Genomic DNA, 25,744 nt, shown 5'->3' on the forward strand with positions numbered 1-25,744 from the left:
TTTGATCCCCGGGACCCTTCCGGCGCCGGACCCCGGGAGGGGCGCATTGTGATCCAGCACAAGGTGACTTGTAGCCTTTGCACAAATGGAGCTTGGACCGCGGGCACCGTATGCTCGATGCATGGCCGAGCCGATCACCACTCCCGCAAAACGCAAGCCCACCTCGAGGGGGATGCCTCCGGAGAAGGTTGAGACGCTCAAGAAGCTCCGGGCGAGCGTCGGCCAGCTCTCCACGACGACGCTGCGCCAGCTCGAGAAATCCCTGCCGTGGTACAGCCGGCTGAACTCCGACGAGCGCTCCGCCCTGGGCATGGTGGCCCAGAACGGCATCGCCGCCTTCGTCACCTGGTACGAGCGCCCCAGCTCGCCGTCGTGGATCCTGTCCGACGTTTTCGGCACGGCCCCGACCGAGCTCACCCGCTCCATCAGCCTGCAAAAGGCCCTCCAGCTGATCCGGATCGTAGTGGAGGTGGTCGAGGACCAGGTGCCTGTGATCGCTCCGGAGGCGGACCAGGGCGCACTGCGCGAGGCGGTGCTGCGGTACTCCCGGGAGGTGGCGTTCGCCGCCGCCGACGTCTACGCCCGGGCTGCCGAAACCCGCGGTTCGTGGGACACCCGGCTGGAGGCGCTCATTGTGGACGCCATCCTGCGCGGCGAAAACACCGATGCCCTGCGGTCCCGGATTGCCGCCCTCGGCTGGAAGGCGCAGGAGCGCTTCACCGTTATGGTCGGCAATTCGCCGTCGGAACCCAACGCCAGCTACGTCAGCGAGCTGCGCCGCACGGCCGGCCGGTTCGCCGAAGACGCCCTCGTCGGGATCCAGGGCGACCGGCTCATCCTGATCCTCGGCGGGGTCCACGACCGCGAAACCGCCTACCTGAAGCTGGCAGAGCTCTTCGCCCCGGGCCCGGTGGTCTACGGCGCCGAAGCGGGTTCCCTGCTGGAGGCCAGCGGCTCCGCCCAGTCCGCGTTCGCCGGGCTGACCGCCGCCCGCGCGTGGCCCGCCGCGCCGCGCCCGGTCGCGGCCGATGATCTCCTGCCGGAGCGTGTCATCTCCGGCGACGATGCCGCCCGGCGCTCCCTCGTCAAGAACATCTACCGTCCCCTGCTCGCGGCCTCGAACGGCCTCGTGGAGACGCTCGGCACCTACCTCGAACTGGGCCATTCGCTCGAAGCCACGGCCCGCGAACTCTTTGTCCACGCCAACACCGTGCGCTACCGGCTCAAGCGCGTCTGTGACGTCACGGGCTGGGATCCGCTGCTGCCGCGGGAGGCCTTTGTGCTCCAGACGGCCCTCGTCGTCGGCCGGCTCGCGGCCCCGCCCAGGCCCGCCACGGAACGACAGCCTTCGCGGAATAGCCCCTGAGAAGTTGTAGACTTCCTACAAAGTGACCCTGTGAGCTTGGTGCATGAATGCACCGATAATCTCGCCGTAGTTTGGAAAGCTGGATACGTGCTTGCAATCGTCTGCCCTGGACAGGGCTCCCAGACCCCTGGTTTTCTCGCCCCCTGGCTGGAACTGCCTCCCGTCGCAGGCCACCTGGCCTCCCTCAGCGAAATCGCAGGCATCGACCTCACCGCCCACGGAACAACCTCCGATGAGGAAACCATCAAGGACACCGCGGTTGCGCAGCCGCTGATCGTCGCGGCCGGACTGGTGGCCGCGAGGTCCCTGTTCGACGTCGAACTCGGCACCCTGCCGGTCATCCTCGCCGGCCACTCCGTCGGCGAAATCACGGCGTCCGCCCTGGCCGGTGTACTCACTGAAACCGAAGCCATGACGTTCGTCCGCGAACGCGCCAACAGCATGGCGGCTGCCGCTGCGGCCACTCCGACCGGCATGAGCGCCGTGGTCGGCGGCGACCCGGCCGAGGTCCTGGCCGCGATCGAGGCCTGCGGTGCCACGGCAGCCAACGTCAACGGCGCCGGCCAGACCGTCGCGGCCGGGACCCTGGACCAGCTCAAGGCCCTCGCGGAGAACCCTCCGGCCAAGGCTCGGGTCATCCCGCTAAAGGTCGCCGGCGCATTCCACACCCAGCACATGTCCCCCGCCGTCGCGGCGCTGCAGGCGCTGCGGCCCACACTGCACCCGCGGAACCCGCAGGTCCCCCTGCTCTCCAACTTCGACGGCGCGGAAGTCACCAGTGGTGACGCCGCCGTCGAGAGCCTGATCGCCCAGGTGTCCCGCCCGGTCCGCTGGGACCTCTGCGTGGAATCGCTCGTCAAGCGCGGCGTGACCGGCGTGATCGAACTGGCTCCGGCCGGGACGCTGGCCGGACTCGCCAAGCGCGGCATGCCGGGTGTAAAGACCGTGACCGTCAAGACCCCGGATGACCTGTCCGCCGCCCTGGCCTTATTCGCAGAACTGGAAGGACAGGCATGAGCGTGCCCACGTTGAAGCAGGCCCCCCTGCACGAGAACACCCGCATCATGGGGGTCGGCGCATACCGGCCCAGCGTGATCGTCACCAACGATGACGTCTGCCAGTGGATCGACTCCTCCGACGAGTGGATCCGCCAGCGCACCGGCATCATCACCCGGCACCGCGCCCCCGCCGACATCAGCGTGATCGACATGGCCGAGGGCGCTGCCCGCGAGGCCCTGCAGAAGGCCGGCATCGAGGCCTCCCAGCTCGGCGCCGTCATCGTCTCCACCGTGACGCACCCCTACGCGACGCCGTCCGCCGCCGCGAGCCTCGCCGACCGCCTCGGCGCGACGCCGGCGCCGGCGTTTGACATCTCCGCCGCGTGCGCCGGGTACTGCTACGGCATCGCCCAGGCCGACGCGCTGGTCCGCTCCGGCGCGGCAAACTACGTCCTCGTGGTCGGTGCGGAAAAGCTCTCGGACGTCATCGACAACACCGAGCGCACCATCTCCTTCCTTCTCGGCGACGGCGCCGGCGCCGTCGTGATCGGCCCCTCCGACACCCCGGGCATCGGCCCGTCGGTGTGGGGCTCGGACGGCAGCAAATGGGACGCGATCGGCATGACCGGCTCCATGCTGGACCTCCGCGAACTCGCCGCGGCGGGCAAGCAGGGCGCTGCCCTGAGCGCCGAGGAAGCCGCCGTCACCGACGCGGCGGTCTGGCCGACCCTGCGCCAGGACGGCCAGACGGTGTTCCGCTGGGCAGTCTGGGAGATGGCCAAGGTGGCCCAGCAGGCGCTGGACGCCGCCGGCATCAGCGCCGATGACCTCGCGGCCTTCATCCCGCACCAGGCGAACATGCGGATCATCGACGAGATGGCCAAGAAGCTGAAACTCCCGGAGACCGTCATCATCGCGCGGGACATCGCCGACGCCGGCAACACCTCCGCAGCGTCCATTCCCCTTGCCACCCACCGCCTGCTGCAGGAAAACCCTCAGCTCAGCGGCGGGCTTGCACTGCAGATCGGCTTCGGTGCCGGACTGGTTTTCGGTGCCCAAGTGATCGTGCTTCCGTAGGCGTCCTTGTCTTCCCCGTCTTTCCCCCAGCTTCAAACCCCACAGCAAACCGAACCCTCGGTTTGAACCATTTCCGCCCGAAGCTGCCGGCACACCGGCAGCCCACGGCAATAACAAGAAAAGGAGCCATCATGGCTAGCAACGAAGAGATCCTGGCCGGCCTGGCTGAAATCGTCAACGAAGAGACCGGTCTGGCCACCGAGGCTGTCGAAATGGACAAGTCCTTCACCGAGGACCTGGACATCGACTCCATCTCGATGATGACGATCGTCGTCAACGCCGAAGAGAAGTTCGGCGTGCGCATCCCGGACGAAGAGGTCAAGAACCTCAAGACCGTCGGCGACGCCGTCAGCTTCATCTCCAACGCACAGGCCTAAATTCGGCCCCGGCCGGTCCGGGGGCGCAACTGCACCCCCGGACCGCGCCATTTGCAGCACCATCCAGTGCAACACCCCAGAGTTTTTCAAACGCAGGCCCCGGTAACCTTTCCCAAGTCCCGGATACGGCAGGCGCACCGACAGAGAGTGATCCCATGGCACGCAAAGTAGTCATTACCGGTCTGGGTGCCACCACACCCATCGGCGGCGATGTCCCCACAATGTGGAAGAACGCGCTGAAGGGCGTCTCCGGAGCGCATACGCTCGAGGACGACTGGGTGGCGAAGTACGAGCTCCCCGTCCACTTTGCCGCCCGCGCTTCCAACGCCGCGACCGAGGTCCTGAGCCGGGTCGAGGCCAAGCGCATGGACCCGTCCACGCAGTTCGCGGTTGTCGCGTCCCGCGAGGCCTGGGCCGACGCCGGCATCACCGAGGTCGACCATGACCGCCTGGCCGTGGCTTTCGCCACCGGCATCGGCGGCGTCTGGACCCTCCTGGACGCCTGGGACACCCTGCGCGAAAAGGGCCCCCGCCGCGTCCTGCCCATGACCGTGCCCATGCTGATGCCCAACGGCCCGGCTGCGGCGGTCAGCCTTGACCTGGGTGCCCGCGCCGGCGCCCACACCCCCGTCTCCGCCTGCGCGTCCGGCACCGAGGCCGTTCACATGGGCCTGGACCTGATCCGATCCGGCAAGGCCGACGTCGTCGTCTGTGGCGGCGCCGAAGCCGCCATCCACCCGATGCCGATTGCCGCGTTCGCGTCCATGCAGGCACTCTCGCGCCGCAACGACGACCCCGAGCACGCCTCGCGTCCCTACGACCTTGGCCGCGACGGCTTCGTCATGGGCGAGGGCGCCGGTGCCCTGGTGCTGGAGGCCGAGGAGCACGCCCTGGCCCGCGGCGCCCGGATCTACGCCGAACTGGCCGGCACCTCGGTCACCGCCGACGCCTACCACATCACCGCCCCGGACCCCCAGGGCCTGGGCGCCACCCGCGCGCTGAAGGCTGCCATGTTCGACGGCCGGATCCAGCCGGAGGACGTCGTGCACGTCAACGCGCACGCCACCTCCACTCCGGTCGGCGACAAGCCCGAATACGCGGCCCTCAAGGCCGCCCTGGGCAAGCAGCTCGACAGCGTCGCAGTCTCGGCCACCAAGTCGCAGATGGGGCACCTGCTGGGCGCCTCCGGCGCGGTCGAAGCCGTGCTGACCGTCATGGCCATCTACGACCGCAAGGCGCCGGTGACCATCAACCTCGAGAACCAGGATCCGGAGATCCCGCTCGACGTCGTCACGACGGCCCGTGACCTGCCGTCCGGCAGCATCTCGGCGCTGAGCAACTCCTTCGGCTTCGGCGGCCACAACGCCGTGATCGCGGTGCGGAGCATCTAGCTCCAACTGCCCGCAGCACGCCAACGACGGATGGCGGCAATGTTCCTGGTGGACATTGCCGCCATCTGTCGTTTGGCGCTGCTATGGAGTGTGTTTGCGGCGGGATCTGGCGGTCCGGCCGGCCCGGTGGTCTAGCCGACCTGGTGGAGCCAGCGCACGGGGGCACCTTCGGCGGCGTGCCGGAAGGGCTCCAGTTCCTCGTCCCAGGCCTCGCCGAGGGCCAGGGAGAGCTCATGGTAGACCGCTGAGGGGTCGCCGGCGCCGGATTCGTAGGCGTAGCGGATGCGGTCCTCGGAGACCATGATATTGCCGTGCACGTCCGTGACGGCGTGGAAAATACCCAGTTCCGGCGTGTGCGACCAGCGGCCGCCGTCCACGCCCTGGCTGGGCTCTTCCGTGACCTCGTAGCGCAGGTGCGCCCACCCCCGGAGGGCAGACGCCAATTGAGCCCCCGTGCCCGGGTTCCCGGTCCACGACAGCTCGGCCCGGAACATTCCGGGCGCAGCTGGCTGAGCAGTCCACTCGAGGTCCGTCCGCTTGTCCACAACAGAACCTATGGCCCACTCAACGTGGGGGCACAGGGCAGTTGGGGCCGAGTGAACGAACAACACACCGCGGGTCAGTGCAACAGACATTCCATCCTCCATAGCTGTAGGTACGTCTTCCCCAACGACCTCTGCCTGGATGTCTGTCTGTTGCGCGGGTCCGCCGTGAGACGGGTGGTCCTTGCCAGACTATTAAGCTATTGCCCGGTTCCTGGGTGGAACTTGATGCTCAAGAGCTTCAAGCGACACTTGAAAGTTGCCGGGCGTGACTCCTATTCTGCCGTACGCCTCCGCATTACGCCAGTGTAATTCGGCGCGTCTTCCCCGGCGCGCCGCGCGGCATGCCGTAAAGGGCCATTTCCGTGAACAGGCCCGGCCCGCAGCGCCGGGCTCAAGCCCGGGGATGGGCCTGCTGGTAACTTTGCCGGAGCCTCTCGACGGAGACATGAGTGTAGATCTGGGTGGTGGCCAGGCTGCTGTGGCCCAGGATTTCCTGCACCGCCCGGAGGTCGGCCCCGCCGTCGAGCAGGTGGGTGGCGGCGGAGTGCCGCAGGGCGTGCGGACCGGTGGCCGCGGTATCCCCCAGGGCCTCCAACAGATCGTGGACAACACTGCGGACCTGCCGCTGATCCACGCGTTTGCCGCGGGCACCGAGGAAGAGCGCCGGGCCGGAGGCGTCCGAGGCGAGGGCGGGCCGGCCCCGGCGCAGCCAGTCGTCAACGGCGAGCGCGGCGGGCACGCCGTAGGGCACAGTGCGTTCCTTGTTGCCCTTGCCGAGCACCCGCAGGGTCCTGCGGTCGGGATCGAGGTCGTCCACGTCGAGGCCGGCCAGCTCGCCGACCCGGATCCCGGTGGCGTACAGCAGCTCCAGCATGGCGCGGTCCCGCAGCGGCAGGGGACCGCCTTCGGCGGCCGCGGACTCCGCGCCCTCGACCAGCCGGAGGACCTGCTGCTGATGCAGCACACCGGGCAGGGACTTCTCCCGCTTCGGCGCCTTCAGCCGCAGGGCGGGGTCCGAGTCGATCAGTTCCTCGCGGATGGCCCAGCCGGTGAATGCCCTGGCGGTGGCCGACCGGCGGGCCAGTGTGGCGCGGGACATCCCGGCTTCGCTCTGCGAGCCGAGCCAGCGGCGCAGGGTGCCAAGTTCCAGCCCGGCGAGGTCTTCCACCCCTTCGGACGCCGCGTGCTCCAGGAGGCTCCCGACGTCGGAGAGGTAGGCGCGCACCGTGTGGGCCGAGCGCCCGCGTTCCGCTTCCAGGTAGCGGCCGAAACCCTGGGCCGCCACGGCCAGCGCGGCGGGGATCTGTTGTGTGGACACCCCCTTACTCTCGCAGGAATCGCCGGCTGATCAAGGAGCCCGACGGCGAGCCGCGGTCCGGTGCCGGGCCAGGACCTGCCGCCGCACGCCGCCGCGGACGCCGGCGGCCGGTCAGCCCGCCGTGCCGGACCGTTTCCAGCCGCCGCGGCGTGATTCGGCCAGACCCAGCAGCCCGAGGCGGCCCAGGCCCGCCCGGACCGAATCCGCGGACAGGCCCGCGACGGCGGTGAGCTTTTCGACCGTGGTGGTGGCCCGCAGTGGCAGGGCGTCCAGCAGGATGAGATCCTCCAGGGTCAGCCCGTCCTGGACTGCCGCCCGGCCTGCCTTGACCTCGGGCAGTGATTCCCCGCTGGGCGAGGCGAGCTCCGCAACCTCCCCGGCGTCGGTGACGCAGACCGCCCCTCCTTCCCGGAGCAGCCGGTGGCAGCCCGCGGAGTTGGCACTGTGCACCGACCCAGGCACCGCACCGACGGCTCTGCCCAGCGTTTCCGCGTGATGCGCCGTGTTCAGCGCGCCCGATCTCCACCGGGCCTCCACGACGACCGTGACGGACGCCAGCGCAGCGATGAGCCGGTTGCGCTGCAGGAACCTGTAGCGCGTCGGGGCGGAACCCGGCGGGACCTCGGCCAGGACCGCTCCTTGGTTCGCGACGGTCCTCAGCAGCTCCTCGTTGCCGGAGGGGTAGAAGCGGTCCACTCCCCCGGCCATCACGGCGATGGTGGGCATGCTGCCAGACGAGCCGCCGGCGAGGGCTGCCCGGTGCGCGTGCGCATCAATGCCGTAGGCGCCGCCGGAGATGATCGTGAAACCCCGCTGTGCCAGCGAATATGCGAGGTCGCCAGTGACGGAGGCGCCATAGGAGGTGCTGTCCCTGGACCCGACCAGCGCAACGGACTTGGCGGCCGCGGGCAGCTCCTGTTCGATGCCGCGCCACCACAGACAGATTGGTTCCTGGAGTCCGAGGTCCGCCAGCTGGCGGGGCCATAGTTCGTCCGAAGGAATAATGAGGCGGCCGCCGAGCCGCTGCATTGTCGAAAGGTCCCGCGCCGGTGCCAGATCAGGGACCCTCGGTGCCCAGCGCTGCCGGGCGGTCGCCAGTCCCGACCAGCCGCTGCTGGAGCTGTTCTCGTCCAGCACCTGGAAGATCTCCCGCTCCAGCTCGGCTCCGGGGGCCAGCTGACCGGTGGCAATCTTCAGCGCGTCCTCCGCCCCGGCGATGCGTACGAGCGCGAGGCCTGCAGCGTCCTGCGGTTCAAACAGGCGGGACAACGCTGCCCGGGCCGTCCGTTCGCTCTCTGTCATGGTGTTGTCCTTTCGCAGGCTGGCGGTCAGTGATGGCGCCGCGCTCCTGCGGCGGCGTCGGCGGAATGTTCTGCTAGGCGGCGACGGCCGCCTGCCGGAGATTGAGGGCGAGTCCGATATCGTCCGGCTCCGGGACGGCCCGCAGGGCCAGGTCGGCCAGGGTCCACGCGAGGCGCAGCACGCGGTCGTAGCCGCGGGCCGTCAGCACGCCGCGTTCCATGGCGTGGTCAAGGATCCGGGTGGTGGGGGCGCCGAGCCGCAGGGCGCCCCGCAGGACGCGCCCCGGGACCTGGGCGTTGGTTTCCATGCCGAAGGGCAGCAGCCGCTTGAGCTGCCGCTGGCGTGCAGCGTGGACGCGCGCCGCGATGGTGGCGGTGTCCTCCTCGGCCCCGGGCACTCCAAAGTCGGCCAGCGACACACGCTCAACCTGCAGCTGGATGTCGACTCTATCCAGCAGCGGCCCGGACAGTCGGGCAAGATACCGCCGGCGCATTGTCGGGGTGCAGATGCAGTCGACGCCTTTGCCCGTGGCTTTGCCGCAGGGACACGGGTTAGCCGCGAGCACGAGTTGGAAGCGGGCAGGGTACGCCGCTGTTCCTGCCGCACGGTGCAGCACGAGCTCACCGCTCTCCAGAGGCTGCCGGAGGGCATCCAGGACCCGGCGCTCGTATTCCGGAGCCTCGTCAAGGAACAGCACTCCCCGGTGGGCCCGCGATGCGGCCCCGGGCCTCGGCAGCCCTGAGCCGCCTCCGATGATGGCCGCTGCGGTGGCGGTGTGATGCGGGTTCTCGTACGGGGGCCTGCGCACGAGCTGGAGTGAGGCTGAGGTCAGCGAGCAGAGCGAATGGATGGCCGTCACTTCCATGGCCTCGGCGTCACCGAGGTCCGGCAGAAGGCCGGGCAGCCGTTCGGCCAGCATCGTTTTTCCCGCACCCGGAGGGCCTGTCAGCAGCAGGTGGTGAGCGCCCGCGGCGGCGACTTCCAGGGCCCGCCGGGCGTCCCCCTGCCCGGAGACGTCCCGCATGTCCGGCGGTGAATAGGGCAACGTCTCAGCTCCGTCCTCCGGTTCGCCCGGGTCAGGGGCGGGGTCGAAGTCCAGGGCCAGATCCCGCGGATCGGCGCCGAAATCGAAGGCCAGGCGGGCCAGCGTGGTGTATCCCTGCACGCGGGCGCCGGGCACGAGCCCGGCTTCGGCGGCGTTGGCCTCCGCCACAACGACGTCGGCGTAGCCTGCCCGCACGGCGGCCATCACGGCGGGGAGGACGCCGCGGACCGGCCGCAGCCTGCCGTCCAGGCCCAGTTCTGCGATGAAGACTGTCCGGCCGGTGGAGCGAACATCGTTGGAGGCCAACAGGGCGGCCATGGCGATGGCCAGATCGAAGCCGGAGCCGCGTTTGGGCAAGGACGCCGGGATGAGGTTGGCCGTGATCTTCCGGCGGCTCAGCGGTATCCCGGAGTTCTGGGCGGCCGAGCGGATCCGTTCCTTGGCCTCGTTCAGCGAAGCATCCGGAAGCCCCAGGATGATGAACGCCGGCAGCGTCTGCCCGATGTCCGCCTCCACTTCGACGATGTAGCCGTTCAAGCCGACGAGGGCCACGGCGTAGGTCCGGCCGAGTGTCACCTATCCCACCCCTTTGAGGTGCTCCACGGCGGGGTCGCCAATGCCGTCGTCGAGCACGGCGATCACATCGACCCGGCGCAGCGGCATCCGGAGTTCATGGTCGCGGCACCACGCGGAGCCCAGCCGGTGAAGCCGGGCCAGCTTGTCCACACCGACGGCCTCGAACGGATGCCCGTACGCGAGGGACCTGCGCGTTTTCACTTCGGCGATGACCAGAGTGTCGCCGTCGAGGGCGACAATATCGATTTCACCCTCGGAACACCGCCAGTTGCGGTCCACGACCCGCATCCCCTGGGCCTTGAGGTAAACGGCCGCGAGTTCCTCCCCGCGCCGGCCCAGCACGTCCTTTGCTCTCATGGAACCAGCGTGTTCCCGAACGGGGCAACGGCACAGGAGCTCACCGCCCTATGTGGGTAACTTCCGAAAGTTGCCGCGGGACGCGGAACCATCGCCCTCTGCATCATCGGGACAGGGTCATGCGCACGGAACGTGCTCATCTAACGGGACACAGCGAAGGGCCGTTCCGGCGGATTGGGCGGGCACTATCTTTCGTATCTTGACGACTAGCGTAAGACGCCTCGCTCGGTTTACCGTGGGTACATGAATTCGACTACCGCCCTCAACGACTTGCAGAGCCAAGCTGTGAGCTCGCTGAGGCGCTATTACACGGTCGCAGACAACGAGCGGACCGAGACACTGCGCGAGACCGCCCGCGCCTTCATTTCGGCGCGCGAGCACTTCTTCACCCGGGAGGGGGCTCCAGACTGGCTCGGCCGGACCTATGCTTACCGCAGCTGGGTCCGCGAGGTCATGAGTCAGGCGAGCGTCCCCGGCAGCGATCTCTCGACGATCCAGGCGGCTATCCGCTATCACACCGGAAACGTCCTTCGCGATCGCCTGGATGACGGCGCACTGGAAGAACTCGGTCTCCGCTCGGCGAGCCCCCGTGAACGGTCCGTCGAAAAGCGCGAGCGCAACAGCGAAACCCTAGCCCTCTTCGGCGCCGGAGCCCCGATCTCCGACCCCGAGGTCGTCGAGTCTGCAGCCGCCCTGGTCGGGACGTTCCTACGCCGAATTGCCTTGGACGACCTCTCCGCGAAGGACCGCAAGCGGATCGCAGCGGCCCTTCGTGACATGTGTGAACGCGCCAGCCTCGTCGCCGACGAGGCAGAGCGCCACGGAAGCAGCCCTTCGAGGCACGAAGCGACGCACAGCAGGTAACTTGCGTCCCCTCGTCATCATCGACCCCTTGGACCTTCCCGGCTGAGCAGATTAACCCTCCCTGGCCCCCTTCTGCTTTGTCCAGCTGAAGGACAAGGCAGAAGACGTCCCGGAACGACGACCCGGCCTGATGCGGGTTGTGGCGTAGGGCGCCTCGCGCCAGGGAATGTAATTTTGCCTCCTGCCGGGGCCGCCGCCGCCTCCTGGACACTGCCTGCGTTGCATCCCTGCCTGGCGGGGAGACGTCCGGCGCCGGCGCTGAGGCGACCGTCGCCAAGCAGTCGGCATCCCGGCACAGACCATTGGCAACTATTCCGAAGGGACCCTGCGAAATGATCCACGGCGACCGAGACGACCTCCTCTGGCTGGCCGGACTCCTGGAAGGTGAAGGCACCTTCGATGCCCACTGCGGGAAGTATCCTCGCATCCGCCTTGCCATGACCGACCGGGACGTGGTCGGCCGCGCAGCATCCCTCATGGACACGACGCTTCGCTTGTCCCTTCACCCCGCGCCGATCAAGGCGACCTGGCACTCCGAAATCTCCGGTCCCCGGGCCGCCGAGATCATGCGGGAAGTCCTGCCCCATATGGGCGCCCGCCGTTCGGCGAAGATTGCCGAAGTCCTCGGCGTCGTTGCCTTCCTCGCCCAGGCCACGGCCTCGAAACGGGGCGCCTCGGCTCCCGGCCCCCGAGTGACCAGACCCGCCGGCATCCCGAAGCCGGAGTCAGCCGCGTAAGGCGCTTTCCGAAAGGATTATGTCAGTGGAGGTTCGGGATCCTGGCCGCCGGAAGCTCCCTGCCGCAGCATCTGTCGGGATCGCAGCTAGTCCCTAGATCTGAGACGCTCCCCGGAATCACCATGCGGCAGTGCTGTCGATGCCTTCGCTCAGCGTCCCGTGAGGCCAGGGCGGGCGGAGCGCTGCCTGGAAACAACGCTCCCCGGAGAATCAACGACCTTCACGTCGACGAGACCCTGCCGACGCCGGGGAGCCGTTTCCCGGGCCCTAGGACGGTACCCAGTCCCTCACATAGGAGCCGTCCGTGAAGACGGCGATCCAGTGGCCGGGAGCTTCGGGGACGGGGAGGACGACATACCCCTCTGGAACCTTCCCCAGAAAAGATTCGTCGTCCTCCGCGCACTCGCGGGACGGCTCCGGCCCTGTCATTTCACTCATCGGCGATACCCCCCAGGTGTACCGATATTTCTTGCGTGAGGCGCCCCACTGCTTGAGCCCTCGGCGCAAGTCTAGGCCACAAGCAAGGAGAGCACTAGGGCCGGGGCAGGCCCTTCCTTTTCGAAAATAGTCACGAACTTCCGTCGCGCAGATATGAATCCCTGGCGCTCCGGCCCGGGGTGAGCAACCGCAGCTGGCCGAGGCGGGAAGGTCCGCAGGGCCGTCGCCGCCGGCCCGGTTGGCTCATGACGGGTCCGGACCGCGGCCAGATCCGACTCCGGGGCGGGGCGCCTCCGAAGCCGGCCTGGAGGTTCTCCGCCCCGCGCTACGCCGGAGTGAAACCGTTATCGAACGCGGGCGAGGTTGCGGCTCAGTAACCTTTTCCCCAAGGAATTCACGCGAGACGCCTTGCGCAAGTACCTTCTAAATTATAGCAATCACCCGAGCCCCAGCGCCCGTCGCGCCGGGCTCTTGACGCCAGAACAGGACACGAGAACATGTGCAACTTCGACAAGGCGCTCTGTGACATCTTCGACCGCCGCGTGACGACCGGCAAGCTTCCCCTGAAGAAGGAACGTGAGGCAATTCGCGCGGCGAAGTGCGGCGACGACGCGGCGACCCTGAAGCTCCTCTACGCATACGCCTGCGCACTTCGCAAGGTCTCCGGCAGGTACCGTGGCGCCGGCGGCGCCTGGGCCGGCGGGCCTTGGGACTCCGGGCTCGCGGCCGACCGCCGGATGGCCGCCGTCGAAGGATTCCTGGAAGCTCTCTACGCCTTCGACCTGGACGGCATACACTCACGGCTCGCCGCCACTGTCGAGGGCTACGTCGCCAACTCCATCAGTACGGCCGTTCTCGCTCCGGTCGCCATGAACGTCCCCGAGCGGACCCTGAAGCGCTTCTACTCAATCCTCCGCAAGGCCGACGGTGACCCGGTCAAGGGCGCCATCCTTGCTCCGCGGTACAGCATGACCGCTGAGACCTTCAACTCCGTTCTAACGGCCCTCCGGGGCACCCGGTCCCTCGACGACCCGGGCGACGACGCCCCCAGTGGCGGCCCGAGCCGGATTGAAGCCTCGGTCTGCGGCCCGGACTACTATGACGACGTCGAGGATAGGCTCCTCGTCGAAGCCGCCTTCGCCGCAGTAGACGACCTGGAAGAGGAAGTCTGCCGCCTCGCCTACGGATTCTCAGACTGCGACCCGATCCCCGACTCCGAAGTCGGATACCGCCTTGGACTCTCACGCCCGAAGGTCCAGCGCGTCCGCGCCTCCGCACTCGGCAAGATGCGCGACGCCGTCGGTGTCACGTGAGGCGCTTCCCGCGAAAAGGTTTGATTCGAGTGCTGTGCGTGCGTCGGCTACCGGAGAGGTGATAGACGTCCAGACCGGCACAAAGTGTCGTGGCCCCGTCGTAGCCTGCAAATGCCGGCGCCCACCAGGCCGCCGGCGGAGATCGTCAGTTGTTCCAGAAGAAGGAGACCGAAAATGACCACGAAGTCAACCTGCGAGCCGTGGTGCGACGAGCACAATGAAGCTGCAGGCGAGTGCCTGACGCTACGCTGCCTGTACCCACACTGTGCTCACCACACATGGCCATCCGGCGCCCCTGAATCCGCGGCCTCGGCCGCGCAGTTCAAGGCCATGGCTGGCTTCCCGGATCACGTCAACTCAATTTTCATCGAGGTCAGCTACGTCCCGGCAGAGGAGGACCGCCCGGAGATGGTCCTTCGCTTTCGGGACATCAGCAAGGACGCGGACTCGGCGACGCTCAGCACGACAGCACTCGGTCTCAGGCAACTGCACGCCGGCCTTGGCAACTTTCTGCAGGAGCTCGAATAGCCGGCCCGCGGGGACTCCGGGTCAGTTCCCGAGATCCCCGGCCTTGGGCAGGGCGAGTTCCTCGCTGCGCGGCAACTCTTCGACGTTGACGTCCTTGAAGGTGATCACGCGGACGCTCTTGACGAAGCGGGCGGAGCGGTAGACGTCCCAGACCCAGGCGTCCTGCAGCGTCAGATCGAAGTAGACCTCGCCGTCGGCGCTGCGGGCCTGCAGGTCAACGTGGTTGGCCAGATAGAAACGCCGTTCGGTCTCGACCACATAGCTGAACAGCCCGACAACGTCGCGGTATTCGCGGTAGAGCTGTAGCTCCATGTCGGTTTCATAGTTTTCAAGGTCCTCGGCACTCATGGTTCCATCTTGCACCATCCGGCGAGCCCCGTGCGCCACCGCCCGTCGCTCGCCACCGCCGCCGGCGCCGTCGTCGTCCGCGCGGGAGCGGTGCCGACCTCAGTCAGCGAGCAGCTGCCAGCTCACTCGGTGATACGGTGTGGGCCCGGCGGCGCGGAGCGCCTCCTTGTGCGTGGCGGTGCCGTAGCCCTTGTTCTCGTCCCAGCCGAAGGCGGGGTACTCGTGGTGCAGTTCGCGCATCATGCCGTCGCGCTCGACCTTGGCCAGGATGGACGCCGCGGCGACGCTCAGGCATTGCATGTCAGCCTTGACCAGCGTGTGCACCGGCGCGTCGCAGCCGGGCTCCGCCGGGCCGTCGTCGAACAGGGACGGCTGGGTTTCGGGCGACAGCCAGTTGTGGCTGCCGTCCAGCAGCACGACGTCCGGGATCACCCCGGCGGCCAGGACCGCAAGCCAGGCGCGCGTTCCGGCGAGCCGGAGCGCGGCGATGATGCCGAGGGCGTCGATCTCATTCGCGGAGGCATGCCCGACGGCGGAGGCCACACTCCAGCTCCGGACCAGCGGCACCAGGCGCTCGCGGTCCGCCACTTTGAGCAGCTTGCTGTCCCGCACATCGGCGAGCAGCTTCTGCTGCTGGAGGTCCACAACGGCGATTCCCACACTGACGGGCCCCGCGAGGGCGCCGCGGCCCACCTCGTCGACGCCGGCAAGCAGCCGGGCGCCGGAGCTGCGGAAGCGCCGTTCGTAGTCGAGCGTGGGGGCCTCGGACATGGTGTCAGCCGCTACTTTCCGGCCGGGTCGGGCACGTCGCGGAAGACGTCCGGGTAGTTGTCGAGGGCGGTGATGCGGTTCAGCGGCCAGGCAATGACGGCGGCCTTGCCTTCGATGTCGGCGATGTCGACGAAGCCGCCGTTGCTGTCCGTGTGGGCGCGCGAATCGGCCGAATGGTTCCGGTTGTCACCCATCACCCAGACCTTCCCCTCGGGGACCACGACGTCGAATTCGCGGACCTGGGGCACTTCGGCGGGGTTGATGTAGGGCTCGTCCACGGGTGTGCCGTTGACCAGGAGCCTGCCGCCGGCGTCGCAGCAGGCCACGCGGTCCCCCGGCAGGCCCACGACGCGCTTGACGAGGTGCTGCTCCGAGTTATCCGGCAGCAGGCCAATGAACGTCAGCCCGTCCTGTACCCAGGTGAAGGGACCCGCTTCCTTCTCCGCCATGGGAACCAGCCAGCCCTGGGTGTCCCTGAACACCACGACGTCGCCGTGCTCCAGGGCGAACGGCTCCGGGACCAGGAGGTTCACGAAGATGCGGTCGTTCACGTCGAGGGTGTTGACCATGGACTCCGAGGGGATATAGAACGCCCGGAACAGGAAGGTTTTGATCAGGAAGGACAGCACGATGGCGACCAGCACCACGGTGGCCACCTCCTTTGCCCAGAGGAACAGCGGGCTGTGCCGCTCCCGGGACTTCGCCCGGCGCGCACGCTTCGACGCGTCTCCCGCATGGGCCGGACCGCCTGTGAACCCTCGATCCGCGCGGACGTCAGGCACAGCCGGGTGCTCCGCGGCGGGGACCGCTGAGGAGGCAACCCGGGGCTGGTCCTGCCCCTGCGGATCTGGAGTCCGGGGTCCGGTCTCGGGCATTTACTGTCCGTTCTTCGCTGTTGTTATGGCGGCCTCCGCGGGCCGTCCTACTGCTGTAAATCTATCAATCGGCCAGATGATCTGGACCGGTCTGCCGATCACCCGGTCCAGCGGCACCATGCCTCCGCCGGGGGCGCCGAGAAGACTGCGGGAGTCGGCCGACAGTGCGCGGTGGTCCCCCATCAGCCAGAGCCGTCCGGCGGGCACGATCACGCTGAATTTCAGCTCGCTCGGGGCGTCACCCTCGTAGAGATAGGGTTCCGCAATTTGCTGGCCGTTGACTGTGAGCCTGCCGCCGGCGTCGCAGCAGACCACGTGGTCGCCGGGGAGCCCGATGACGCGTTTGATGTAGGTGGTGTCGCCGCCGGAGAGTCCGACCCAGTGCCCGACGCCGCCGAAAAAGTCCAGGAGCGGACCGTTGCCGCTGTCCAGCGGGGCGAAGGAGCCTCGTCCGTCGAAGACAACAATATCGCCGCGGCCCACCGGCTCGGTGCGGAAGTCCGTGCGCGAGACGAGGATCCTGTCCCCCTCGCGGAACATCGGCTCCATCGAGGCGGAGGGGATGTAGTAGACATCAAGCCACAACGAGCGGACCAGGCCGCTGATGAGCACAGCCAGCAGCACGGCCAGGAACGCAAAACGCCAGCCGAGTTTCCTGGGCTGGCGTTTTGTGTGTTCCATGATCCGTATCCTCTAACGCTTTTCTGAACTGAACAGCGCTGTTGCGGATGCTCCGTCGCTGGCCGGACACGGTCCGTGGGACCCGCGTTGGAAGCCTGCGGTGGAAGTCGGAAGAGTCCTACTTCTTGGGCTGGAAGTCGCGCTTTTCCTTGATCTTCGCAGCCTTGCCGCGCAGATCGCGCATGTAGTACAGCTTCGCGCGGCGCACGTCACCCTTGGAGACGAGCTCGATCTTGTCGATGATCGGGGAGTGCACCGGGAAGGTACGCTCCACGCCAACACCGAAGGAGACCTTGCGAATGGTGAAGGTTTCGCGCAGGCCATCGCCGTGGCGGCCCAGGACGAAGCCCTGGAAGACCTGGACGCGGGAGTTCTTGCCTTCGATGATGTTCACGTGAACCTTGAGGGTGTCACCCGCGCGGAAGACAGGAACATCGGTGCGCAGCGAGGCTGCGTCTACTGAATCGAGGATATGCATTGATTCACTCCTGGTGAACGCCACAGGTCCTTCACGTGGGGTCACGACGGCCAAGCCCGGGCGCAAACGCGGCCCGGAAATTCCCGCCGAAAATTTGTGAATCCGGATCCGTCAGGAATTGACGGGCCCGGGGTGCCGCGCTGTTGGTGACGCTCCCCCTGTGGCAGGTTCGCACCCAGCAGGCACAAGCACTAATTTTGCCACATCCGGGGCCGTCCAGCCAATCCGGTCAGGCGGAATCCCCGCCGGCGTCCGCCCTGCGCATGAGATGGCCATCGACGATGTCGTAGCCGAGGTCCGCGAAGGCGGTGCGGTCCGCGCGGGGCAGCTTGGCGGCGTCGAACTGCTCCAGCAGGTCAGGGCGGCGTTCAGCGGTGCGCCGGTACTGCTCGTGCCGGCGCCACTGGGCGATCTTGCCGTGGTTGCCGCTGAGCAGCACCGCAGGGACCTCGCGGTCCCGCCAGCTGGAGGGCTTGGTGTAGACGGGGTACTCCAGGAGACCGTCCGAGTGCGACTCCTCCACGAGCGACTCGGGGTTGCCCACGACGCCGGGCAGCAGGCGCCCGATGGCCTCCACCATCGCCAGCACCGCCACTTCGCCGCCATTGAGGACGTAGTCGCCCAGGCTCATGGGCCGCACCGTGAAGTGCCCGGCCGCCCATTCCATCACGCGCTCATCGATGCCCTCGTAGCGGCCGCACGCGAACACCAGCCGCTCTTCCCCGGCGAGTTCATGGGCGGTGGCCTGGGTGAACCGTTCCCCCGCCGGTGACGGCACAATCAGGACCGGCTTGGCCGCGTCGCCGGGGCGGTCCGCCGCGACGGCGGCCAGGGCCTGCGCCCACGGCTCGGGTTTCATGACCATGCCGGCGCCGCCGCCGTACGGGGTATCGTCGACGGTCCGGTGGCGGTCCGTGGTGAAGTCCCTGAGATCGTGGACGTTAAGCTCCAGCAGACCGTCCTGGCGCGCCTTGCCAATCAGCGACAGTTCCAGCGGCGCCAGGTACTCGGGAAAGATGCTGACGACGTCGACCCGCATTTAGGCCTTGTCCCCGGTGTCTGCGTGGCCTTCGGCGCTGTCACGGTCGTCGGCGCCGGCGGCAGCTGCGGACGCCGGCTTGTCCCCGGATGGCTCATCCGCGGCCGGCTCACGGACGGGATTGGCCTCGTCCTCGACGTTCACCTCGAAGAGTCCCGGCGGTGGCGTGACCAGGATGTAGCCCTCCCCGACGTTGACCTCGGGGACAATCTGCTCGACGAAGGGGATCAGGACTTCCTTGCCGTCCGTGGCGGTGACGACGAGCAGGTCCTGGACCGGGAGGGTGCGGAGGCCGGAAACCTTGCCGACAACCTGGTCACCGACGCGGACTTCCAGGCCCTCGAGCTCGTGCTCGTACCAGCCCTCGTCGTCGTCATCGGCGTCGAGTTCCTCGGTTTCGATGAACAGTTTGGCTCCGCGGACGGTCTCCGCCTCGTTGCGGGTCTCGATCTCCTCGAAGGCGAGCAGCAGGATGTCCTTGTTCCAGCGGGCGCTGAGGATGGTCAGCGGGCCCGCCGAGGCAGGCTCCACCACGAACTGGGTTCCCGGGACGAAGCGGTCGCCGGGCGCATCGGTGAGCACCTGGACGGTCACCTCGCCGCGGATGCCGTGGGGCTTGCCGATTCGTGCCACCTGAAGCTGCATCTGTTCCTCTGTTCGGGGTTGGTGTGTGGGTGGGGCTGCGGGGGAAAACAGTCCGGCCCCTCCACCATTATCTGGTGAAGGGGCCGGACTCAAGAAAAGTTTTGCTGGAAGCGTTACCGGCGGCGGTCGGTGTCGACGACGTCGACCCTGACCGGCTCGCCGTCCGCCAGTGCTGCCACCACAGTGCGCAAAGCGCGTGCGGTGCGGCCCTGGCGACCGATCACCCGTCCGAGGTCGTCCTGATGAACGCGCACTTCGAGGGTGTCCCCGCGGCGGTTGTTCTTCGCACTGACCTTGACATCGTCAGGACTGTCAACGATCCCGCGGACGAGGTGTTCGAGCGCTTCTGCCAGCAATTTACTCAGCCTCGGTGGTCTCTGCTGCGGCGTCGGCGGGAGCCTCGGCTGCATCGTCCTTCTTGGCCTTCTTGGTGATGGCTTCCGGGATGATCACGGAACCCTTTTCCGGGGTAACGAAGGCAGCCTTGGGAGCCTTGGTCTTCAAGGTGCCCTCCTGGCCCGGGAGACCCTTGAACTTCTGCCAGTCACCGGTGATCTTGAGGATCGCGGCAACCTGCTCGGACGGCTGTGCGCCGACGCCGAGCCAGTACTGGGCACGGTCCGTGTCGACCTCGATGTACGAGGGCTCTTCGGTCGGGTGGTACTTGCCGATCTCTTCGATGGCACGGCCGTCACGCTTGGAGCGTGCGTCCATGACGACGATGCGGTAGTACGGTGCGCGCATCTTGCCAAAGCGCTTAAGGCGAATCTTTACGGCCACTTTTGTGGTCACTCCTGTTTCTGAAACGGGGTCGAGCCCGGCGTTCTGCACCCGTGGGGCGGGCCGTACTAGGGGGTTCTAAAAGGACAAGATCCGGACGCGGAGAGAGGGGCCACGCAGATCGAGTACCTGTTTATTGTGCCAGATCAGCGGCGGGAATTCGACTTGACACCCGCAACCGGTCGATTTGGGGGCTGAAACGGGTCAGGAAGTCCAGACGTAGAGGCCGGATTTGCTGGCGGGGTCGACCTCGGCGGCCAGCTCGGCGAGCTGCCGGACGTAGCGGGCGGCCTGCTCCGCACCGAAGGGCATGTCCTCTTCGGCGGCCCAGCTTTCGGCGACGTCGTCCAGGACGTTGCCCTCGCCCTCGGTCTCGTAGCTGAGCAGCTCGGCCAGGGCACGGATCATCGCCGGCGGCACGCCGAGCAGGGAGTCGCTGGCGACATCGACCATCGCGAGCTCGTAGTCGGCGCCGGAGGCGTGGACGGCAGTGCCGGCCAGGTCGCCCAGGCGTTCGACCTCGAAGTCGGTGATGTCCGCCATCCGGACGGCCCCGGAGCCAGCCGCCGCCCCGCCGTCGAGGGCGGCAGCACGCTTGAGGGCTTCATCGTGGGTGGAAACAAAGACTTCGGTGAATCCCATGGAGCTCGTCCTTAGCTGTCCGGCGGCGCTGGGCCGCTGTTTTTTGGCGTCACTTCAGCCTAGCCGCTCCGGCCCGGCCGGCATTCAGGCGGGACATGCCCTCCCCTGACTGTGACCACTGGACGTAAAGCCACTATGTCCGTTCCTGGCCGCGAGCGGTGGACATGCCCCACGGGCCTGCCAGCCAAAAACGGACATGCCCCACGGGCCTGCCAGCCAAAAACGGACATGCCCCACGGGCCTGCCAGCCAAAAACGGACATGCCCCACGGGCCTGCCAGCGAAAAACGGACATGCCCCACGGTGCCGTCAGCGATATGTGGGCATGCCCTCCGCTGACCTGCACCAGTGGACATATGGACACTATGTCCATTCGCTGCCGCCTGCGCGGGGCATGTCCGCGGGGGCGGGTAGCCGCGGAAGGGGTGGCCGGCCCGGCGGGCACTCAGCGGACGGCGACGCGGATGCGGTTGCGCCACGGGTCCTCGAAGCGCAGCTCGGCGCCGGTGTGGTGGGACTGGACCCCGGCGGTCCTGAGGCGGTCGGCGAGGGCTCCGACGTCGTCTCCTGCGGGGACTTCGATCAGCACCTCGCCGAGGCCCAGGGTGTCGCGGCGGGGGCCGGCGCCGCGGCTGTTCCAGACGTTCATGGCCATGTGGTGGTGGTAGCCGCCGGCCGAGACGAACAGCGCCTGCCCGTGCCATCCCGCCGTCTTTTCGAACCCGAGCGTTCCGACGTAGAAGTCCTGCGCGGACTGGACGTCGCCGACCTGCAGGTGGACATGCCCGACGCCGGCCCCGGCCTCGCGCTGCCCGGTCACGGATTCCTCGGTGAGGTGCTGCTCGAGGTAGCGCTGCGGCGGCAGGGCCAGGCTGTCCATCACCACGGTCTTGCCGTCCCAGGACCAGGCGTCGCGGGGACGGTCCCAGTAGAGCTCGATGCCGTTGCCCTCCGGATCGGTGAAGTAGAAGGCCTCGCTGACGAGGTGGTCCGCGCTGCCGGCAAAGGACTGCGGCTCGAACTGTGCCGCACTGGCGACGGTGGCGGCCAGGGAGGGCTGGTCCTCGAACAGCAGGGCCGTGTGGAAGAGTCCGGCCTCGCCGCGGGACGGGACGCTCAGCCCGGGCGCCGGAGCCAGGTGGACCAGCGGCTTCTGCCGGCGGCCGAGATAGAGCCCGCCGTCCTGCTCGGCCACGACGTCAAGGCCCAGGGCGCGCTGGTAGTAGTCCGTCATGAGCTTCATGTCGCCGACCTTGAGCATCACGGTGCCCATGGCGAGTTCGGCGGGAAGAAGATCCTGGGTGCTGGTGTCTGCAGTCATGTGATCGCTCCGGTGCTTTGCTGGCCACCGACCGTCGATGACCCTCATAGAGTTAAATTACTTGAAGCTTCAATTTATTCCTAATGGGCGGGCTGGTTCCTGGGGACCAGTTCTCCGCGCAGGACGATGTGCCGGAGGTCCTGCAGGGTGGCCAGGTCGTGGCGCGGGTCCTCGGCGCAGACCAGGACGTCGGCGCTGGCGCCGTCGGTGATCCCGTCCGCCCCAAGCCAGTTCCGGGCGGCCCAGGCGCCGGCGTCGAGGGCCGCTGTGGCGGGCAGTCCGGCGGCGTGCAGCGCCCGGAGCTCGTCCACGATGCGCCCGTGTTTGATCACGCTGCCGGCGTCCGTCCCGGCGTAGATCGTGACGCCGGCCTCGAAGGCCGCCAGCACACGTTCTGCCCGGCGCTCCCACAGGGCGCGCATGTGGGCTGCGTAGCGGGGGAACTTGGCCGCTGCCTGCGCGGCAATGTCCGGGAACGTGGCGATGTTGATGAGTGTGGGGACGATCGGCACGCCCTGTTCGACGAAACGCGGCAGGTGCCTGGGGAGCAGGCCCGTGGCGTGCTCAATGCAGTCGATCCCGGCGTCGAGCATGTCATCGAGGGTGTTCTCCGCGAAGCAGTGTGCCGTGACGCGGGCGCCTTCGTCGTGGGCGGCGGCGACGGCGTCTTTCAGCGTCCCGGCCGGGAAGCTGGCGGCGAGGTCGCCGGCGTCGCGGTCGATCCAGTCCCCGACGAGCTTGACCCAGCCGTCGCCGGCGCGGGCCTGTTTGCGCACGGCCTCGACCAGGCCCTCGGGTTCCACCTCGACGGCGAAGCCCCGGAGGTACCGCCGGGTCCTCGCGATGTGCCGGCCCGCGCGGATAATGCGGGGCATGTCGGCGCGGTGCTGGAGCCAGCGGGTGTCGTGGACGGCGCCGGCGTCGCGGACGAGCAGGGTTCCGGCGTCGCGGTCGGTCCGGGCCTGTTCTTCCGCCAGCCCGTCCGGGACGTCCCCGCCGGGGCCGAGGCCGATGTGGCAGTGCGCGTCGACCAGCCCGGGGATGACCCAGCCGTCCAGCACGAGGTCGGGCGCGGCGGCCGGACGGTCGAAGGTCAGCAGGCCGTCCACCGACCAGAGCCCGCGGCGTTCCTGGTCGGCTGCGGTGAGGATGGTGCCGCTGAACTCGATGATGCTGGTCATGGCTTCAAGCTTAAACCTCGGCCTGGCCGGGCGCCGTCATACGCGGCGGCCGTCCGGACGGCCTGTGGTAGCTTCGTCTACGACCACACGGGAGCCCTTGCAGGGGCTGAGATCGGGCTGACGCAGCCTGCGACCGTTGAACCTGTCCGGGTAATGCCGGCGAAGGAAGTGAGTATTCCGTGAAGACGCAATTGACACAGCACAGCCCTGTCCAGAATGACGCAGCCCCGGGCCTGCCCGGCCAGGATCAGTCTCCGGCCCCCACGCAGTCGCTGAAGTCCCACTCCCTGGCGTTCGCCACCGACGCCGAGCACGGCATCCGCGTCCCGGTGACCGAAATTGCGCTGGCCGACTCGCCGGGCGGCGCCGCCAACGCCCCGTTCCGCGTGTACCGCACCGCCGGCCCCGGGAGTGAACCGGTCCGGGGCCTGGCGCCGTTGCGCGCCCCGTGGATTGCCGCCAGGGAGGACACCGGGCCTTACGAGGGCCGGGCCCGGGAGCTGCTCGATGACGGCAGGTCGGCAGTGCGCCGCGGCGCAGCGTCGGCCGAATGGAGGGGCGCCCGCCCGGCGCCGCGCCGCGCCGTCGACGGCAGGACGGTCACGCAGATGCGGTACGCGCGGGACGGGGTGATCACCCAGGAGATGCGGTTTGTCGCGTTGCGCGAGAACTGCGACGTCGAGCTGGTCCGCTCCGAAGTGGCCGCAGGCCGCGCCATCATCCCCAGCAACATCAACCACCCCGAATCCGAGCCGATGATCATCGGCAAGGCGTTCCTGGTGAAAATCAATGCAAACATCGGCAACTCGGCCGTGACCAGCTCCATCGCGGAGGAGGTCGACAAGCTTCAATGGGCCACCCAATGGGGCGCGGATACCGTCATGGACCTCTCCACCGGGGACGACATCCACACCACCCGCGAATGGATCATCCGCAACACCCCCGTGCCTATCGGCACCGTCCCGATCTACCAGGCGCTGGAAAAGGTCAACGGCGAGGCCAACGCCCTGACGTGGGAGCTCTTCCGGGACACCGTGATCGAGCAGTGCGAGCAGGGTGTGGACTACATGACCATCCACGCCGGGGTGCTGCTGCGCTACGTGCCGCTGACGGCCAACCGGGTCACCGGCATCGTGTCCCGCGGCGGAGCGATCATGGCCGGCTGGTGCCTGGCCCACCACCGGGAGAACTTCCTCTATACCCACTTCGATGAGCTCTGCGCGATCTTCGCCCGCTACGACGTCGCGTTCTCGCTGGGTGACGGTCTGCGGCCCGGCGCGACGGCGGATGCCAACGATGCGGCGCAGTTCGCCGAACTGGACACCCTGGCCGAGCTCACCCAGCGGGCCTGGGCTTTCGATGTCCAGGTCATGGTGGAAGGGCCCGGGCATGTGCCGTTCCATCTGGTCCGGGAAAACGTCGAGCGACAGCAGGAACTCTGCAAGGGAGCCCCGTTCTATACGCTGGGGCCGCTGGTCACCGACATCGCACCCGGCTATGACCACATCACTTCGGCGATCGGCGCCACCGAGATTGCCCGCTATGGAACAGCCATGCTCTGCTACGTCACGCCCAAGGAACACCTGGGGCTGCCCAACAAGGACGACGTCAAGACCGGCGTGATCACCTACAAGATCGCGGCCCACGCCGCGGATCTCGCCAAGGGCCACGCCGGTGCGCATGAACGCGACGACGCCCTGTCCAAGGCACGGTTCGAGTTCCGCTGGCGGGACCAGTTCGCGCTGTCCCTGGACCCGGTGACGGCCGAGGCGTTCCACGATGAGACGCTCCCCGCGGAGCCGGCCAAGACGGCACATTTCTGCTCGATGTGCGGACCCAAGTTCTGTTCCATGCGGATCAGCCAGGACATCCGGGACGAATACGGCTCAGCGGATCCGGAAGCCGCGATGGCGGCCGGAATGCGGGACAAGAGCAACGAGTTCATCGCCTCCGGCGGCAAGGTCTACCTGCCGGTGCCTGCCGTCGGCGGACCCGCAGCAGGCTAGGATGCCTCGGCGTGGTGCTGCCGGCCGACGTCCGCGATGAACGCCCGGATGATCCGGTTTCCCTCCGCCGAGTCCTGGGGCCGGTGTCCGCCCGGCGCGGTGCGGTGCACGGCGCCGGTCTCACGCAGGTAGCCCGCGATCTCTTCATAGAGCGGTTCCCAGCCGCCGGTCAGGACCAGGGTGGGGACGCCGGGGACAATCTGCAGCGGGGCTTCCCAGGGCGGGACCTGAAGCCGCAGACGGCGGGCCTCCCGCTGGTCTTCCGGGCTGGGGGCGCCCAGGGTCGCCTGGGCCGGGGTGTGGGCCGCGAACACCCGGCGGACGAATTCGCGGTGGAAATCCTCATCGCTCAGGTGGTGGCGGACCTCGAAGAGCGGCTGCATCAGGGCGCGGTGCGCCGCCGTCGCCGGGAGCTCCGCGGTGAGCGAGAGGCAGGCCGGTTCCACCAGGGTCAGCGACTGCACCAGGTCCGGGCGTTCGACGCCGGCCATCATCGCGGCGATGGCACCCTGCGAGTGGGCGACGACGTGGCCGCCGGCCGTGCCGCGGCCGTCATCGGCCAGCGCACGAAGGACGATGGCGGCGTCGGCGGCGAAGTCCGTTTCGAGCGGCTCGGCGACGGGGTCATACCCGTGGCGGCGCAGGAACAGTGCGTCGTAGTCCAGCGCCATTCCGTGCTGTTTCGGCCACGCGGCAGCACCGAAGCTGCCTGCCCCGTGGACGAAGACTACGCGTGGCTTGTACAT

The 25,744-nt window shown here is 68.1% G+C and carries 29 protein-coding genes and 1 riboswitch; of the genes, 10 read left to right on the forward strand and 19 right to left on the reverse strand.

The window, feature by feature from the left end; all coding sequences use genetic code 11:
* Positions 1 to 121: 121 nt before the first annotated feature.
* From AC06G6_RS11995 to fabF, 5 genes are all read left to right on the forward strand, one after another.
* Positions 122 to 1,366 (forward strand): PucR family transcriptional regulator, encoded by a 1,245-nt coding sequence (locus AC06G6_RS11995; RefSeq protein ID WP_479822300.1) that lies wholly within the window; start codon positions 122 to 124, stop codon positions 1,364 to 1,366.
* 87 nt (positions 1,367 to 1,453) lie between these two features.
* A complete protein-coding gene (locus AC06G6_RS12000; RefSeq protein ID WP_479822302.1) occupies positions 1,454 to 2,383 on the forward strand; it encodes an ACP S-malonyltransferase in 930 nt (309 codons plus the stop codon).
* On the forward strand, positions 2,380 to 3,441 hold the full coding sequence (locus AC06G6_RS12005) for a beta-ketoacyl-ACP synthase III (protein ID WP_479822304.1): 1,062 nt from the start codon (positions 2,380 to 2,382) through the stop codon (positions 3,439 to 3,441). The genes AC06G6_RS12000 and AC06G6_RS12005 overlap by 4 nt, the downstream gene beginning before the upstream one ends.
* Positions 3,442 to 3,572: 131 nt before the next feature.
* The gene (locus AC06G6_RS12010; RefSeq protein WP_079554778.1) at positions 3,573 to 3,818 is read left to right on the forward strand and encodes an acyl carrier protein; all 246 of its coding nucleotides are present in this window, start codon (positions 3,573 to 3,575) and stop codon (positions 3,816 to 3,818) included.
* Positions 3,819 to 3,973: 155 nt separating this feature from the next.
* A complete protein-coding gene (gene fabF / locus AC06G6_RS12015; protein WP_479822306.1) occupies positions 3,974 to 5,209 on the forward strand; it encodes a beta-ketoacyl-ACP synthase II in 1,236 nt (411 codons plus the stop codon).
* A gap of 131 nt (positions 5,210 to 5,340) precedes the next feature.
* On the opposite strand, the gene AC06G6_RS12020 is transcribed toward fabF, so the two are convergent.
* The 5 genes from AC06G6_RS12020 to AC06G6_RS12040 form a co-directional block, all read right to left on the reverse strand.
* On the reverse strand, positions 5,341 to 5,844 hold the full coding sequence (locus AC06G6_RS12020; RefSeq protein WP_056426723.1) for a DUF3145 domain-containing protein: 504 nt from the start codon (positions 5,842 to 5,844) through the stop codon (positions 5,341 to 5,343).
* Positions 5,845 to 6,145: 301 nt separating this feature from the next.
* A complete protein-coding gene (locus tag AC06G6_RS12025; protein WP_479822309.1) occupies positions 6,146 to 7,072 on the reverse strand; it encodes a tyrosine recombinase XerC in 927 nt (308 codons plus the stop codon).
* Positions 7,073 to 7,183: 111 nt separating this feature from the next.
* Entirely contained in the window at positions 7,184 to 8,374 is a 1,191-nt protein-coding gene (gene dprA / locus AC06G6_RS12030; RefSeq protein WP_479822311.1) for a DNA-processing protein DprA, read from the reverse strand.
* 73 nt (positions 8,375 to 8,447) lie between these two features.
* Complete coding sequence (locus tag AC06G6_RS12035; RefSeq protein WP_479822313.1) at positions 8,448 to 9,995, reverse strand: YifB family Mg chelatase-like AAA ATPase; 1,548 nt, start codon at positions 9,993 to 9,995, stop codon at positions 8,448 to 8,450.
* The gene (locus AC06G6_RS12040; RefSeq protein WP_479822315.1) at positions 9,996 to 10,352 is read right to left on the reverse strand and encodes a YraN family protein; all 357 of its coding nucleotides are present in this window, start codon (positions 10,350 to 10,352) and stop codon (positions 9,996 to 9,998) included. It abuts the gene before it with no gap.
* A gap of 243 nt (positions 10,353 to 10,595) precedes the next feature.
* On the opposite strand from AC06G6_RS12040, the gene AC06G6_RS12045 reads away from it, so the two are divergent.
* Together AC06G6_RS12045 and AC06G6_RS12050 are read left to right on the forward strand one after the other, a co-directional pair.
* A complete protein-coding gene (locus tag AC06G6_RS12045) occupies positions 10,596 to 11,216 on the forward strand; it encodes a hypothetical protein (protein WP_479822317.1) in 621 nt (206 codons plus the stop codon).
* A gap of 332 nt (positions 11,217 to 11,548) precedes the next feature.
* The gene (locus AC06G6_RS12050; RefSeq protein ID WP_479822319.1) at positions 11,549 to 11,953 is read left to right on the forward strand and encodes a hypothetical protein; all 405 of its coding nucleotides are present in this window, start codon (positions 11,549 to 11,551) and stop codon (positions 11,951 to 11,953) included.
* A 267-nt stretch (positions 11,954 to 12,220) separates the two neighbouring features.
* Here AC06G6_RS12050 and AC06G6_RS12055 read toward each other — a convergent pair whose 3' ends face one another.
* Positions 12,221 to 12,391 (reverse strand): hypothetical protein, encoded by a 171-nt coding sequence (locus tag AC06G6_RS12055; protein WP_479822321.1) that lies wholly within the window; start codon positions 12,389 to 12,391, stop codon positions 12,221 to 12,223.
* 497 nt (positions 12,392 to 12,888) lie between these two features.
* Here AC06G6_RS12055 and AC06G6_RS12060 point away from each other — a divergent pair, with 497 nt between their 5' ends.
* Together AC06G6_RS12060 and AC06G6_RS12065 are read left to right on the forward strand one after the other, a co-directional pair.
* Entirely contained in the window at positions 12,889 to 13,704 is an 816-nt protein-coding gene (locus AC06G6_RS12060) for a hypothetical protein (RefSeq protein WP_479822323.1), read from the forward strand.
* Between the two features lie 174 nt (positions 13,705 to 13,878).
* Positions 13,879 to 14,232, forward strand: a complete 354-nt coding sequence (locus tag AC06G6_RS12065) for a hypothetical protein (protein WP_479822325.1) — start codon at positions 13,879 to 13,881, stop codon at positions 14,230 to 14,232.
* A gap of 21 nt (positions 14,233 to 14,253) precedes the next feature.
* Here AC06G6_RS12065 and AC06G6_RS12070 read toward each other — a convergent pair whose 3' ends face one another.
* From AC06G6_RS12070 to AC06G6_RS12125, 12 genes are all read right to left on the reverse strand, one after another.
* Positions 14,254 to 14,580, reverse strand: a complete 327-nt coding sequence (locus AC06G6_RS12070) for a DUF2469 domain-containing protein (RefSeq protein WP_069952106.1) — start codon at positions 14,578 to 14,580, stop codon at positions 14,254 to 14,256.
* A gap of 99 nt (positions 14,581 to 14,679) precedes the next feature.
* Complete coding sequence (locus AC06G6_RS12075) at positions 14,680 to 15,351, reverse strand: ribonuclease HII (RefSeq protein WP_479822327.1); 672 nt, start codon at positions 15,349 to 15,351, stop codon at positions 14,680 to 14,682.
* 11 nt (positions 15,352 to 15,362) lie between these two features.
* Complete coding sequence (gene lepB, locus AC06G6_RS12080) at positions 15,363 to 16,226, reverse strand: signal peptidase I (RefSeq protein ID WP_479822329.1); 864 nt, start codon at positions 16,224 to 16,226, stop codon at positions 15,363 to 15,365.
* A complete protein-coding gene (gene lepB, locus AC06G6_RS12085) occupies positions 16,227 to 16,907 on the reverse strand; it encodes a signal peptidase I (protein WP_479822331.1) in 681 nt (226 codons plus the stop codon).
* A gap of 118 nt (positions 16,908 to 17,025) precedes the next feature.
* The gene (gene rplS / locus AC06G6_RS12090) at positions 17,026 to 17,385 is read right to left on the reverse strand and encodes a 50S ribosomal protein L19 (protein WP_307462529.1); all 360 of its coding nucleotides are present in this window, start codon (positions 17,383 to 17,385) and stop codon (positions 17,026 to 17,028) included.
* Positions 17,386 to 17,614: 229 nt separating this feature from the next.
* The gene (trmD, locus tag AC06G6_RS12095; protein WP_479822333.1) at positions 17,615 to 18,424 is read right to left on the reverse strand and encodes a tRNA (guanosine(37)-N1)-methyltransferase TrmD; all 810 of its coding nucleotides are present in this window, start codon (positions 18,422 to 18,424) and stop codon (positions 17,615 to 17,617) included.
* Entirely contained in the window at positions 18,425 to 19,069 is a 645-nt protein-coding gene (gene rimM / locus AC06G6_RS12100; protein ID WP_479822335.1) for a ribosome maturation factor RimM, read from the reverse strand.
* 113 nt (positions 19,070 to 19,182) lie between these two features.
* Positions 19,183 to 19,425, reverse strand: coding sequence for an RNA-binding protein (locus AC06G6_RS12105; protein ID WP_224046810.1), 243 nt, complete (start codon positions 19,423 to 19,425; stop codon positions 19,183 to 19,185).
* A gap of 1 nt (position 19,426) precedes the next feature.
* The gene (gene rpsP / locus AC06G6_RS12110) at positions 19,427 to 19,849 is read right to left on the reverse strand and encodes a 30S ribosomal protein S16 (RefSeq protein WP_104175432.1); all 423 of its coding nucleotides are present in this window, start codon (positions 19,847 to 19,849) and stop codon (positions 19,427 to 19,429) included.
* Positions 19,850 to 20,053: 204 nt separating this feature from the next.
* On the reverse strand, positions 20,054 to 20,491 hold the full coding sequence (locus tag AC06G6_RS12115; protein WP_479822338.1) for a hypothetical protein: 438 nt from the start codon (positions 20,489 to 20,491) through the stop codon (positions 20,054 to 20,056).
* Between the two features lie 444 nt (positions 20,492 to 20,935).
* On the reverse strand, positions 20,936 to 21,811 hold the full coding sequence (locus AC06G6_RS12120; RefSeq protein WP_479822340.1) for a VOC family protein: 876 nt from the start codon (positions 21,809 to 21,811) through the stop codon (positions 20,936 to 20,938).
* Between the two features lie 80 nt (positions 21,812 to 21,891).
* Positions 21,892 to 22,992, reverse strand: coding sequence for an amidohydrolase family protein (locus AC06G6_RS12125; RefSeq protein WP_479822342.1), 1,101 nt, complete (start codon positions 22,990 to 22,992; stop codon positions 21,892 to 21,894).
* Positions 22,993 to 23,069: 77 nt separating this feature from the next.
* Positions 23,070 to 23,177, forward strand: a riboswitch (TPP riboswitch).
* Here AC06G6_RS12125 and thiC point away from each other — a divergent pair.
* On the forward strand, positions 23,172 to 24,998 hold the full coding sequence (thiC, locus tag AC06G6_RS12130) for a phosphomethylpyrimidine synthase ThiC (RefSeq protein WP_479822344.1): 1,827 nt from the start codon (positions 23,172 to 23,174) through the stop codon (positions 24,996 to 24,998). It overlaps the preceding riboswitch by 6 nt.
* Here thiC and AC06G6_RS12135 read toward each other — a convergent pair.
* On the reverse strand, positions 24,995 to 25,744 hold the full coding sequence (locus tag AC06G6_RS12135) for an alpha/beta fold hydrolase (RefSeq protein ID WP_479822346.1): 750 nt from the start codon (positions 25,742 to 25,744) through the stop codon (positions 24,995 to 24,997). The two genes, thiC and AC06G6_RS12135, sit on opposite strands and share 4 nt — an antisense overlap.

It is taken from the genome of Arthrobacter sp. CJL-S3 (assembly GCF_056711635.1).